Source organism: Candidatus Poriferisocius sp., assembly GCF_965204015.1.
GTDB lineage: Bacteria > Actinomycetota > Acidimicrobiia > Acidimicrobiales > Bin134 > Poriferisocius.
Genome location: NZ_OZ241965.1, coordinates 2,754,361 through 2,766,668 on the forward strand (window position 1 = coordinate 2,754,361; position 12,308 = coordinate 2,766,668).

A 12,308-nucleotide genomic window follows, 5' to 3' on the forward strand; every position below is an offset into this window, starting at 1 on the left:
CTGACATTTACTGTCAAGCATAAAGTCTCACTGCCGTTATTCGGACCTAGCTAGCGGTCCCGAAACAGGACGGGGCCTGCGCGGACAACGGCAAGCCCCACTTGGGTGGGTAGCCCAGCGTTAGGGGCTCATGGTCGACCCGGTACACCTGTTTGATGCGGCCCGGCCCACCCACTGAGTGCTCGGGGTGAGCGACCCGGGCGTACTTGTCGACTTCGCAGAACAGGTTCTGGCAGTCAATGAGTTGAAGGGAACGACCCCACAGGTCTTGAAACGGTGTAGGCATCGGGGTCGTCTCGAAGAAGTCTGACGCCGAGCCCGCCATTGCCGCGATCACCCCGGCAGCGTCGAGCCCGCCGGTGTCCTCGAAGCACTTGCCAATGCCCCGAAGAGCGCCCGGGCCCGCCACAACGAACTCCATCTCGTCAAGGTCGAAGTGCGGTGAGTAGTTCAGGTCTATGGCGTACTGAAACGCCAAGAACGGCCCGAACGACTGCACCTCGCAGAGCCGCTCATATAGGCACTTCAGCGAACGGGCTTTTTCGAGGTCAGCAAGCACACCGTTCTGAAGCAGCATCTCGACCAGAGACAGGTGGTTGCGATGCTTGCGATCTTCGCCCAGCCGCGGATTCGGCATTATGTACGCTGCCGAATACACGCGTCGGTCTTGATCAAAAAGCTCGTCTAGTGCCTTCGCGTACCCCTCAGCGCTAAAGCCGACCACTGAGGGCTGCCCGACGCGGTCAACCAAGTGCTCCCAGGTGTCGACCCGGTTGAAGATCTTGAACAGCAGAACCCGCAGGATCGTGTCGAGTGTGTCGCGCTCTTGGTCGTAGATCACATGATGGAGCAGGTACTGGCTCACTCGATCCGACGCGCGATACGCATTCGTAAACCTGTAGCGCTCCAGAATGGGATCGTTCGTCCACGGACCAGCCTCTCCGGACACGCGGCGAAAGAAAATCGCCTGCCGCTCAGCCGCCAGCCGCCAATACGACCAGAACACCTCCGTCACCCGCACCCGCCTCCCGTCGAGTTCGATCACACCATTCCCCTCCATGGGAACTTCATCCCACGAATGACCCCCGCTGTCAACGATCTCCGCGAGATTTTGAGTTTTGGCGAAGTCGGCGGGGCGGATGGGGATGCGGGGGAGAGCTAGCTACCCGTTGTCTCTTCGACTCCGATGGCTCCTTCTTGTTGCAGCTCATGGCAGATGTCGACAACCAATTCGAGGTCGAGTCGCAAGCGGTCGGCGATGTCGGAGTAGTAGAGGGTCTCGCCGGTGGCGAAGATGTCGATGATCTCGGCTCTGGCCTCCTCCTTGGTGACCTCGCGCAACTCGATCACTTTCACCTCTGAGGAATGCTCCTCTAGCTGCGCGACCCGCTCTTCGAGGGCGGCTATTCGGGACTCCAACTGCTTGGTCATTGCTTAACCTCGTTTCAGGCTAGGGCGATGTCGGCGGGGCGGATGGGGATTCTGGGTAGGGGGAGGCCGGTAGCAGCTCTTACGGCGGCGGCTACTGCGGCGGAGGAGGAGATGGTGGGGGGTTCGCCTATTCCTTTGGCGCCGTAGGGGGCGTTGGGTTCGGGTTCTTCTACCCAGGCGGCGATGGTTACGTCGGGCATGTCGAGGGTGGTGGGGATCACGTAGTCGGTGAAGGATGCGTTGCGGACCAGGCCGTTGTCCAGCACGATTTCTTCCATTAGGGCCAGGCCTACGCCTTGGGCGGTGCCGCCTTCGATCTGGCCTACTGCTTGGGTGGGGTTGAGGATGCGGCCTACGTCTTGGGCGGTGGTGATGTCGCGGATTCTCACGAGGCCTAGGTCGGGGTCTACGTCGGCGACCACCCGGTGGGCGGCGCAGGCGAATGACACGTGGGCGTTGCCTTGGCCGTTCTCGTCGAGCGCCTCGGTGGGGGCGTGGTGGTATTCCACGTCGGCTTCGTAGCCGGCCCCGGCGGTGATCTGGGCCAGCAGTGCTTCTTGTTGGCCGTCTAGCGACACCACCAGGCCGTCGCGCAGCACTAGGCCGTCGGGGGACACTCCCCAGTCGGCGGCTACGTCGGCCAGGATCTGGTCGCGCACGGCCCGGCAGGCGGCCTGCACGGCCCCGCCCGACATCCAGGTTTGGCGGCTGGCCGACGACGACCCGGCCGAGCCGATGGTGGCGGTTTGGGCCGGGGCCAGGATCACCTCGTCCACCCCCAGCTCGGTGCGGGCGATCTGCTGGGCCAGCGTCACGAACCCCTGGCCCACCTCGGCACACGCGCATGTCACGGTGGCCACCCCGTCGGCCACCCGGCAGGCCGCCGATGAGTCGTCGTCGTAGCCCTCGGAGAACATCAGGTTCTTGAACCCCACGGCGAAGCCCGTTCCCCGCACGGTGTCGGCGGCGTCGGTGGTGCGGCCCGAGCCTCCCGGCAGGTCGCGCCGATCGTCGCTGGGGGGAATGTCCGGGGCAGGGGCCCCGGCGCACTGGCGGATCACCTCGGCCACTGGGAACGTGCCGGTGATCACCTGTCCGGTAACCAGGCGGTCGCCGGAGTCCAGGGCGTTGGTCAGCCTCAGCTCCACCGGGTCCATGCCCAGCGCAGCGGCCAGCTTGTCCATCTGCGACTCGTGGCCGAAGCAGGTCTGCACTGCGCCGAAGCCCCTCATGGCCCCGCACGGCGGGTTGTTGGTGCGGGCCGCCAAGCCCACGATGTGGGCGGCGGGCACCTTGTAGGGGCCGGCGGCGAAGCAGGAGGCGTTGGCGATGACCGCCGATGAGGTGGAGGCATAGGCCCCGCCGTCGAGCACGATGCGGGCCTCCACCTTCACCAGCCGCCCGTCGCCATCGGCGTGGTGGCGGTACCACATCTTGGCCGGGTGGCGGTGTACATGGCCGAAGAACGACTCGTCTCGGCTGTAGACCATCTTCACCGGCTTGCCGGTGTGCAGGGCTAAAAGGCACAGGTGGATCTGCAACGACAGGTCCTCACGGGCGCCGAACGCCCCGCCCACCCCGGCCAGGGTGAGGCGCACCTGCTCCTCGTCGATCCCCAGGCACGCCGCGATCTGCTCCCGGTCGACGTGCAGCCACTGGGTGGAGATGAACAGCTCCACGCCGCCGTCGTCATCGGGCAGGGCCAGGCCCGACTCGGGGCCCATGAAGGCCTGATCCTGCATGCCCACCTCATAGGTGCCCTCCACCACCACCTCGCCGGTTGCGTCCAGGTCGCCGTGGCGGATGTTGATCTCCCGGAAGACGTTGCCGTTGGGGTGGATGGGCGCCGCGGTGGGAGCGGCCTCGGGGTCGGTGAGGGGGTCGGTTACCTCGTAGTTGACCACGATGGCCTCGGCGGCCCGGCGGGCCACGTCGGGGTGGTCGGCGGCTACCACCGCCACCGGCTCGCCCACATAGCGAACCTGCCCGTCGGCCAGCACCGGCTGGTCGGGGTGCTCGAGCCCGTAGGTGAGCCGACCGGGCACGTCGCTTGCCAGCAGCACGGCGTGGACCCCGGCGGTGGCCAGCGCTGGGCCTATGTCGATGCCCAGGATGCGGGCCGAGGCGTGGGGTGAGCGCAGGGTGTGGCCCCACAAGAAGTCGTCGGCCCACAAATCGGACGAGAAGGCGAACCGGCCCTGCACCTTGGGCACCCCGTCGGGGCGGCCCACATCGGCGCCCACCCCTCGGGTGCCGGCGTCGACGATGGTGTCGGCCCCGGCTGCGCCCGCTGAGCTGCCCGCGGCGGTGTTGGCTGCCCCTGTGGTGGTGACTGGCTCAGCGGTCACGGCCCGCTCCGCTTGGTGGTGGCGGCGGAGTGGACGGCGGCCAGGATGCGGCCGTAGCCGGTGCAGCGGCAGAGGTTGCCCGACAGGGCTTCTCGCACGTCGCCGTCGCTGGGCTCGGGGTTGGCCTCCAATAGGTCGTGGACGGCCACGATCAGCCCCGGCGTGCAGAAGCCGCACTGCACTGCGCCCTCGTGTACGAACGCCTCTTGCACCACCGACAATTCGTCGCGCCCGTCGCCCAGGCCCTCCACGGTGGTGATCTCCTGGCCCGCGGCGGTGGCGGCCAGCACCAGACACGAGCAGGTGAGCACGCCGTCGATCAGCACCGCGCACGAGCTGCACTCGCCCTCGGTGCAGGCGTTTTTGGTGCCGGTGAGCCCGAGGCGTTCCCGGAGCACGAACAAAAGGCTCTCGGCTAAATCGGAGTCGGCCACCTCGCAGTCCACCCCGTTCACCCGCAGCGAATAGGGATCAGGCATCGCCGTTGCCTCCTTCAGCGAAGGCCCGCTTCAGAGCTCGGGTGGCCAGCACCGCCACCGCGTGGCGTCGGTAGGCGGCGGTGGAGCGATGGTCGTCGATGGGGGAGGAGGCGGCGGCCACCCGTTGGCCGAATTCGTCGGCCACGGCATCGCTTACCGCGGCGCCGTTGTCCCAGTCGATCCGCTCGGCCACCCAGGCCTCGGCCTCTCGGGCCCGGGGGATGCCGGCGGCCACCGCGCCCAGCGCGCAGCGCACGGTGCGGGCATCGTGGTCGGCCACCAGGGCCAGCCCGGCCATGGAGATCACCATGGCGTTGCGGGGGCCGATCTTCAAGAACTCCTGGCGCCCTCTCGGGCGATCGAGCTCGGCGGCCACGATCAGCTCGCCGGGGCGCAGACTCGTTTGCTTCACCCCGACCACGAAGTCGTCCAAACCCATCCGCCGCTCCCCGTCGGGGCCGGTCACCACGATCTCGGCGTTGAGGGCGGCCAGCACCGGCAGCGTGTCGCCCGCTGGCGAGGCGGTGCCCAGGTTGCCCCCCAGGGTTCCGGCGTTGCGGATGGGCGGCGATCCCACCGTGCGGGCGGCCTGGGCCAGGGCGGGGGCGGCGTCGGCCAGCGCCGTGGTCATCATCTCGGTGTAGGTGACCCCGGCGCCCACCACCACCCGGTTGTCGGCCACGCTCCAGCGGCGCAGCTCGGGCACCTGGGACACGCCCACCACATGGCGGGGACGGCGCAGTCCCCGATTGATCTCCACCATGAGATCGGTGCCCCCGGCCAGCACAGTGGCGTCGGGATGGCTGGCCAAGGCCTCTTGCGCCTCATCGAGGCTCCGGGCCACCACCACGTCGCTCATCGCAGCGCCCTCTGCTGGGCCTCTGAGGCAGGGCGGAAACCGCACCGGGCACGCAATCGGTTGAAACTCACAGCAGGTAAAATCTATTCGCTAAACGCCTTTCTCGTAAGGAGAGTTGGCAATTGCGGGGTACCCCGCTGGCGAAATCTCTGGCAAAATATGACTTCTGTGGCTACTGATATCAGCGTCGATGGTCAGGGCCTGAGCGACCGCCTGGCCGCTTTGGCCTCGATAGGCGAGATCGAGGGCACCGACGGTGCCTGCCGACTGGCTTTGACCGACGAGGATCGGGACGGCCGCGACCTCGTGGTCACCTGGATGCGGGACCTGGGCATGGAGATCAGCATCGACGGCATCGGCAACGTGGTGGGCACCCTGGCCGGGGCCGAGCCGGGGCCGCCGGTGATGTGCGGCAGCCACATCGACACCGTGCGCACCGGCGGGCGCTACGACGGCAACCTGGGCGTTTTGGCCGGCTTGCAGGTGGTGGAGGCGGTGCAGCGGGCCGGCATCACCACCCGCCGCCCCCTGGCGGTGGGGTTCTTCACCGATGAGGAGGGCTCCCGGTTCCCGCCCGACATGCTGGGCAGCCTGGTGTACACCGGCGAGATGCCCCTGGAGGAGGCGCTCGACATCGTGGGCACCGACGGCGCGGTGGTGGGCGAGGAGCTCGACCGCATCGGCTACCGGGGCCCGGCGCCGTGCCCGTCGCCTGCGCCCCATGCTTTTGTCGAATTGCACATCGAGCAGGGCCCGATTCTCGACACCGAAGACATCGTGATCGGCGCGGTCACCGGGGTGCAGGGCATCAGCTGGACCGAGATCACCGTGGCCGGCCAGTCGAACCACGCCGGCACCACCCCCATGGACATGCGCCACGACGCCGGATGGGTGGCCACCCGCATCGCGGTGTTCGTCCACGAGCTGGCCACCGAGTTCGGCCCCCCGCAGGTGTGCACCGTGGGGCGGGTGGAGCTGCACCCCAACCTGGTGAATGTGGTGGCGTCCGATGCGGTGCTCACCGTGGACATGCGCAACACCGACGACGATCTGTTGACCGAGGCCGAGAACCGCCTGGCCGCCTTCCTGGAGGAGCTGGCCGCCGAGTCGGGCACCGGGATCACCTCTCGGCGGCTGGCCCGGTTCGCCCCGGTGGAGTTCGACCCCGACATGATCCGCCTGGTGGAGAAGGCCGCCGCCGAGCTGGGCTTCAGCCACCGCCGGCTGTGCTCGGGGGCGGGCCACGACGCCCAGATGTTCGCCCCGGTGTGCCCCACCTCGATGGTGTTCGTCCCCTCCTGGGAGGGCATCAGCCACAACCCGTTCGAGCACACCGAGCCCGAGCACCTGGAAGCCGGGGCCAACGTGATGCTGCGGGTGATGCTGGAGCTGGCCGAGATCGCCGAGGCCTCCGAAGTGCAGGCCACCTCGGGGGCCACCTCGGGGGCCACCGCCGAAGAAACCGCGGGGGCAACGGCATGAGCGCCAACAACGACAAAACGCTCACCACCCATCTGGAGGCCGACCCCGCCGATGAGCGGGTGTCGCGCCTCTCCAGCAACCTGCGCGAGATCACCGTGGGCGCGGCCCAGCTCGGGCCCATCGCCCGCGACGAGACCCGGGCCGAGGTGGTGGAGCGGCTGCTGGCGCTGCTCCATGAGGGCCACAAGCAGGGCTGCGAGCTGGTGGTGTACCCCGAGATGGCCCTCACCACGTTCTTCCCCCGGTGGTGGATCGACGACGTCGACGAGCTGAACAGCTTCTATGAGACCGAGATGCCTTCGCCGGAGGTCAAGCCGCTGTTCGACGAGGCCGCCCGCCTGGGGATCGGCTTCTGTCTGGGCTACGCCGAGCTCACCCCCGACGGCCACCGCTACAACACCTATCTGCTGGTGGACGGCGAGGGCCATGAGGTGGCCAAATTCCGCAAGGTCCACATCCCCGGCCACGAGAAGCACGAGCCCCAGCGCCCCTTCCAGCACCTGGAGCGGGCCTATTTCGAGCCCGCCGAGGAGACCTTCCGCACCTGGACGGCGTTTCGGGGCGAGATCGGCCTGGCCCTGTGCAACGACCGGCGCTGGCCCGAGACCTACCGGGTGATGGGACTGGCCGACGTGGAGATGATCCTGATCGGCTATAACACTCCTATCCACTACTACCCCGATCCGTCGCAGGACTTCCTGGCCGGATTCCACAGCCGCCTGGTGATGCAGGCCGGCGCCTACCAGAACGGCACGTTCGTGGTGGGCGTGGCCAAGGGAGGCGAGGAGGAGGGGGTGGAGAGCCTGGCCGAGAGCTGCATCATCGGCCCCTCCGGCGAGGTGCTGGCCCAGGCCGCCACCGACGGCGACGAGCTGGTGGCCGCCACCTGCAACCTCAACTGGTGCGCGGCCTACAAGAACACGCTCTACGACTTCAGCCGCTACCGCCGCCCGGAGATGTACAAGTCGATATCCGAGGAGATGCCGGTCATCTATCAAAAGCCATACGTAGAGGGGGCGCCGATCATCGGCGGGGCGCCCCCAACCCAGGGGGAATAGCCATGACAACGCTCACCATCAACGGTCAATCGGTGACCATCACCGGCGATCACGAGCACCTGCTGGCCGCACTGCGCGACGAGCTGGGCATCATGTCGCCCAAAGACGGGTGCTCGCCCAGCGGCCAGTGCGGCTGCTGCGCCGTGCTGGTGGACGGGCGCGCCCGCGTGGCCTGCCAGACGTCGCTGGAGCGCTCGGCCGGCTGCGAGGTGCTGACCCTGGAAGGGGTGTCGGACGAGGAGCGCAACCGCATGGCCGACGTGTTCGCCGCCTGCGGGGCGCTTCAGTGCGGGTTCTGCACTCCGGGCATTCTCATTCGGACGAAGTCGCTGGTGGACCGCAAGGGCTCGGAGCTGACCCGCGAGGAGGCCTCCCGGCACCTGGGCGGCCACCTGTGCCGCTGCACCGGCTACACCAAGATCCTCGATGCGGTGGAGGCGCTGGCCCAGGGCGAGATGCCCGAGGCCGAGGTGCCCGGCGGCGTGGGCAGCCGGGGCATCAAGTACGAGGCCCGGGAGTTGGCCTTGGGCGACCGCGACTACATCGACGACCTGCGCCCCGAGGGGCTGCTGCACGCCGCGCTGCACCTGTCGGAGCACGCCCGGGCCGACATCGTGCGTATCGACACCTCAGCGGCCGAGGCCATCGACGGCGTGGCCGCGGTGTTCACCGGCGCCGATGTGCCCGGCGAGATGCGGGTGGGGATCATCCACACCGACTGGCCGGTGTTCATCCCCGAGGGAGGCCGCACCTCCTATGTGGGCGACGTGCTGGCCATCGTGGTGGCCGAAGACCGGGCCACCGCCCGCCGAGCCGCCGAGGCCATACAGGTGACCTATGAGGTACACACCCCGATCACCGACCCGGTGGCCGCGGTGACCAACGGCTGCGACGACGCGGTGTGGGAGCTCGACGGCAATGTGCTGTCGCGCTCGGTGTACGCCCGGGGCGACGTGGACGCCGCGTTGGCGGCCAGCGCCCACACCATCCACGAGGTGTTCCAAACCCAGCGCATCGAGCACGCCTTCTTGGAGCCCGAGTCCACCCTGGCGGTGCCCACCGACGACGGCGGCCTGCACGTGTACTCCGGCGGCCAGGGGGTGTGGGACGACCGCGACCAGATGGCCTCGGTGCTGGGGATCGACCCCCAGAAGATCACCGTGGAGCTGGTGAGCAACGGCGGGGCGTTCGGCGGCAAAGAAGACATGGCCAACCAGGCCCAAACCGCGCTGGCCGCCTGGCTGTTGGGCCGCCCGGTGCTGTGCACGGTTTCTCGGGAGGAGTCGCTGCGGATGCATCCCAAGCGCCATCCCATCCGCATCGAGGTGTGGGCCGGCTGCGACGCCGACGGCAAGCTCACCGCGCTGAAAGCCCGGATGGTGGGCGACTCCGGCCCGTATGCCTCGGTGGGCATGAAGGTGCTGGAGCGGGCGGCGGGCCATGCCAGCGGCCCCTACACGCTGCCCAACATCGACGTGGAGGCGGTGGCCGCCCGCACCAACAACCCGGTGTGCGGGGCCTTTAGGGGCTTCGGGGCCAACCAGGCCCAGTTCGCCATGGAGGGCGTGATGGACCGCCTGGCCGAGGCGGTGGGCATCGACGGCTGGGAGATGCGGTCGCGCAACGCGGTTTCCCCCGGCGCCATCTGGGGGCCGGGCCAGATCATGGACGACGGCTCGCTGGGGGCACGCGCCTGCCTGGAAGCAGTGAAACCGGCCTGGGACGAGGCTCGGGCCGCCGGCAAATCTGTGGGCTTGGGGCTTGGCCTCAAGAACTCCGGGCTGGGCAACGGCTTCAAGGAGATCGCCAAGGCGGTGGTGCGCTTCGACCACGACTACCACGAGGGCGGCCAGGTGGAGGTGCGCCACTGCTGGACCGAGATGGGCCAGGGCATCCACACCGTGGCCCAGCAGGTGGCGGTAACCGAGCTGGGCGTGAGCGCTGATCGGGTGCGGGTGGTGGTGGACACCACCTATGAGCTGGGCGCGGGCCAGACCACCGGCAGCCGGGGCACGCTGATGGGCGCCGGATCGGTGGCCGACGCCTGCCAGGCCGCGCTGGCCGACGGGTGCCAGCCGGGCGTGGACTACTTCGGCGAGTACCGGGTGGACTGGACCAACAAGCTGTCCGACGGGGTGGAGAACCCCATCATCCACTCCACCTTCGGCTACGCCGCCCAGATGGTGGTGCTCGATGACGAGGGCGCGGTGGAGAAGGTGGTGGCCGCCCACGACGTGGGCAAGGCCGTGAACCCGCTGCTGTGCGAGGGCCAGATCGAGGGGGCCGTCCACATGGGCCTGGGCTATGCCCTCACCGAGGACTTCCCCGCCGATGAGAACGGCTGGCCCACCAACATGACCCTCAAGTCGCTGGGCATCCTGCGGCCCAAGGACATGCCCCCGGTGGACGTGATCCTGGTGGAGTCGCCCCAGCCCGGTGCCCCCTACGGCATCAAGGGCGTGGGGGAGATCGGCCTGGTGCCCACCGCCGGGGCGGTGGCCGCCGCGCTGCGGGCCCACAGCGGAACGTGGCACAGCAGCCTTCCCATGGGGGAGTGAGCGAACCCGTCCCGGCAAAGCGGCTTATCCTTCACTCCTGATGGACACTGGGCACCCCACCGGCACGACGCCCGGGCTGGTCTGCGCCCACCATCACCTGTATTCCGCCCTGGCCCGGGGTATGCCCGCCCCGCCCCGCACTCCCACCGGCTTCACCGACATCTTGGAGCTGATCTGGTGGCGACTCGACCGGGCGCTCGACCTGAACATCATCGAGTGGTCGGCCAAGCTGGGGGCCCTGGAGGCGCTGGAGGCGGGCTGCACCGCCATCGTCGACCACCACGAGTCGCCCAACTCCATCGAGGGCTCGCTTCAGGTGATCGCCGATGCCTGCGCCGAGGTGGGGGTGCGGATCAACTGTGCCTACGGGGTGACCGACCGCCACGGCGCCGACGGCGCCCGGCGGGGCCTGGCCGAGAACGAGCAGTTTCTGCGGGCCGGGGGCCGGGGCATGGTCGGGGTGCACGCCGCCTTCACCTGCACCGACGACACCCTGGAGGCCGCCGCCGGCCTGGCTGCCGATTTGGGCACCGGGGTCCACATCCACGTGGCCGAGGGCCCGGTGGACGCCCCGGCCGCCGAGCGGCTGGCCCAGTTGAGCACCGACGAATGGCTGTTGATCCACGGCGTGCATCTGCCCGATGGCCACCAGCTCAAGGGCACCCTGGTACACAACCCCCGGTCCAATATGAACAACGCGGTGGGCTATGCCCGGCCGATCCGGTTCGACAACCCCATCGCGCTGGGCACCGATGGCATCGGGGCCGACATGCTCGAGGAGTTCCGGGTGGCCTACGCCCGCCACCGGGAGAACGACGTGACCGCCACCCCCGACACCGCGTGGGAGTGGCTGGCCCACGGCTGGGAGCTGTTCCCCGAGGCCCGCTCCGACACCGTCAGCTGGAGCTATGACCCCATCGACCCGTGGCGGCTGGCGTTCACCCCCGGCGTGCGGGCTGTCGACGTGGTGGTAGACGGGGAGACGCTGCTGGCCCAAGGGGTGGCCACCCGGGTGGACCCCGACGAGATCCGGGCCAAAGCCGCCGAGGCCGCTGATCGACTGTTCGCCAAATTGGAGGAGATCGACCCATGAGCTCATATCCCGTGGCCCTCTACCTGCAAGACGCCCACTCGGTGTCCGAGGCCATCGAGTACGTGCAATACGCCGAGCAGAAGGGGTTCGAGGCCGTGTGGCAGGCCGACTCCCGGCTGGTGCGGGAGGCCACCGTGCCCATGGCCGCCTTCGCCGCCTCCACCGACACCATCAAAGTCGGCAGCGGGGTGCTCGACATGTGGACCCGCAACCCGGCCCGCCTGGCCGCCACGTTCTCCACCCTCGACGACCTGGCGCCGGGGCGCATCCTGTGCGGCCTCGGGGCGTGGTGGGATCCGCTGGCCAGCAAGGTGGGCGTGGACCGCCGCCGCCCGCTGGGGGCCATGCGGGAGGTGGTCACCGTGGTGCGGGCGCTGTTGGCCGACGAGAACGTGACCTTCGACGGCGACTACGTGCACCTCGAAGACGTGGAGCTCGACTACGTGCATCAACCCCGCCGCCCCAAAGACGTGCCCATCTACATCGGGGCCACTGGCATGAAGATGATGGCGCTCACTGGCGAGATCGCCGATGGCGTGGTGCTCAACTACCTGGTGTCGCCCGACTACAACCGCCGGGCCATGGACGCCCTGGCCGAGGGCGCGGCCCGAGCCGGGCGAACGGTGGACGACCTGGATCGCCCGCAGCTCGTGGTGTGCTCGCTGGCCGAGGACCGGGGCGAGGCGCTGGACGCCGCCCGCCTGCTGGTGACCCAGTATCTGGGCCAGCAGCCCCACATCATGGCGGCCTCCGGGGTGCCCGACTCGCTGCTGGATCAGGTGAACGCCGTGCTCACCTGGCCCGCCACCATGGAGCAGGTGGAGGCGGCCTCCAAGCTGGTGCCCGACGACATCGTGCAGATGCTGTGCGCGGCGGGCACCGCCGATGAATGCCGGGAAAAGGTGGACGAGTACGTGGCCAACGGGGCAACCTGTCCCATCCTCTACCCCCTGGGCCCCGACGTGCGGGCCATGATCGACGCCTTCTCTCCCGCATAAGC

At 68.8% G+C, this 12,308-nt stretch carries 10 protein-coding genes; 5 read left to right on the plus strand and 5 right to left on the minus strand.

The features are described from left to right. Window positions 1-46: 46 nt before the first annotated feature. The 5 genes from ACOGJC_RS12430 to ACOGJC_RS12450 form a co-directional block, all read right to left on the minus strand. On the minus strand, window positions 47-1,060 hold the full coding sequence (locus tag ACOGJC_RS12430; RefSeq protein WP_419845314.1) for a nucleotide kinase domain-containing protein: 1,014 nt from the start codon (window positions 1,058-1,060) through the stop codon (window positions 47-49). 98 nt (window positions 1,061-1,158) lie between these two features. Next, window positions 1,159-1,431: a hypothetical protein gene (locus tag ACOGJC_RS12435; protein WP_419845315.1), complete on the minus strand. Its 273-nt coding sequence runs from the start codon at window positions 1,429-1,431 to the stop codon at window positions 1,159-1,161. A gap of 14 nt (window positions 1,432-1,445) precedes the next feature. Next, the gene (gene pucD, locus ACOGJC_RS12440; protein WP_419848235.1) at window positions 1,446-3,698 is read right to left on the minus strand and encodes a xanthine dehydrogenase subunit D; all 2,253 of its coding nucleotides are present in this window, start codon (window positions 3,696-3,698) and stop codon (window positions 1,446-1,448) included. A 77-nt stretch (window positions 3,699-3,775) separates the two neighbouring features. Then, complete coding sequence (locus ACOGJC_RS12445) at window positions 3,776-4,258, minus strand: (2Fe-2S)-binding protein (protein ID WP_419845316.1); 483 nt, start codon at window positions 4,256-4,258, stop codon at window positions 3,776-3,778. Continuing rightward, window positions 4,251-5,117 (minus strand): FAD binding domain-containing protein, encoded by an 867-nt coding sequence (locus tag ACOGJC_RS12450; RefSeq protein ID WP_419845317.1) that lies wholly within the window; start codon window positions 5,115-5,117, stop codon window positions 4,251-4,253. Before ACOGJC_RS12450 ends, ACOGJC_RS12445 begins: the two co-directional genes overlap by 8 nt. Before the next feature lie 159 nt (window positions 5,118-5,276). Here ACOGJC_RS12450 and ACOGJC_RS12455 point away from each other — a divergent pair, with 159 nt between their 5' ends. Genes ACOGJC_RS12455 through ACOGJC_RS12475 form a run of 5 tightly spaced genes read left to right on the plus strand, consistent with a single transcriptional unit; the run spans window position 5,277 to window position 12,306 of the window. Then, window positions 5,277-6,599 carry a Zn-dependent hydrolase gene (locus ACOGJC_RS12455; protein WP_419845318.1) on the plus strand — a complete coding sequence of 441 codons (1,323 nt, stop codon included), beginning with the start codon at window positions 5,277-5,279 and terminating at the stop codon, window positions 6,597-6,599. Then, on the plus strand, window positions 6,596-7,657 hold the full coding sequence (locus ACOGJC_RS12460) for an N-carbamoyl-D-amino-acid hydrolase (RefSeq protein WP_419845319.1): 1,062 nt from the start codon (window positions 6,596-6,598) through the stop codon (window positions 7,655-7,657). The genes ACOGJC_RS12455 and ACOGJC_RS12460 overlap by 4 nt, the downstream gene beginning before the upstream one ends. 2 nt (window positions 7,658-7,659) lie before the next feature. Continuing rightward, a complete protein-coding gene (locus ACOGJC_RS12465; protein WP_419845320.1) occupies window positions 7,660-10,215 on the plus strand; it encodes a molybdopterin cofactor-binding domain-containing protein in 2,556 nt (851 codons plus the stop codon). Between the two features lie 40 nt (window positions 10,216-10,255). Further along, window positions 10,256-11,308, plus strand: a complete 1,053-nt coding sequence (locus ACOGJC_RS12470; RefSeq protein WP_419845321.1) for an amidohydrolase family protein — start codon at window positions 10,256-10,258, stop codon at window positions 11,306-11,308. Next, window positions 11,305-12,306, plus strand: a complete 1,002-nt coding sequence (locus ACOGJC_RS12475) for an LLM class flavin-dependent oxidoreductase (protein WP_419845322.1) — start codon at window positions 11,305-11,307, stop codon at window positions 12,304-12,306. Before ACOGJC_RS12470 ends, ACOGJC_RS12475 begins: the two co-directional genes overlap by 4 nt. Window positions 12,307-12,308: the final 2 nt, after the last annotated feature.

Coding starts and splice junctions, on each gene's coding strand:
- ACOGJC_RS12430 (WP_419845314.1), bottom strand. CDS start 1,060: ATGGAGGGGAATGGTGTGATCGAACTCGACGGGAGGCGGGTGCGGGTG.
- ACOGJC_RS12460 (WP_419845319.1), top strand. CDS start 6,596: ATGAGCGCCAACAACGACAAAACGCTCACCACCCATCTGGAGGCCGAC.
- ACOGJC_RS12475 (WP_419845322.1), top strand. CDS start 11,305: ATGAGCTCATATCCCGTGGCCCTCTACCTGCAAGACGCCCACTCGGTG.
- ACOGJC_RS12470 (WP_419845321.1), top strand. CDS start 10,256: ATGGACACTGGGCACCCCACCGGCACGACGCCCGGGCTGGTCTGCGCC.
- ACOGJC_RS12465 (WP_419845320.1), top strand. CDS start 7,660: ATGACAACGCTCACCATCAACGGTCAATCGGTGACCATCACCGGCGAT.
- ACOGJC_RS12435 (WP_419845315.1), bottom strand. CDS start 1,431: ATGACCAAGCAGTTGGAGTCCCGAATAGCCGCCCTCGAAGAGCGGGTC.
- ACOGJC_RS12445 (WP_419845316.1), bottom strand. CDS start 4,258: ATGCCTGATCCCTATTCGCTGCGGGTGAACGGGGTGGACTGCGAGGTG.
- ACOGJC_RS12455 (WP_419845318.1), top strand. CDS start 5,277: ATGACTTCTGTGGCTACTGATATCAGCGTCGATGGTCAGGGCCTGAGC.
- ACOGJC_RS12450 (WP_419845317.1), bottom strand. CDS start 5,117: ATGAGCGACGTGGTGGTGGCCCGGAGCCTCGATGAGGCGCAAGAGGCC.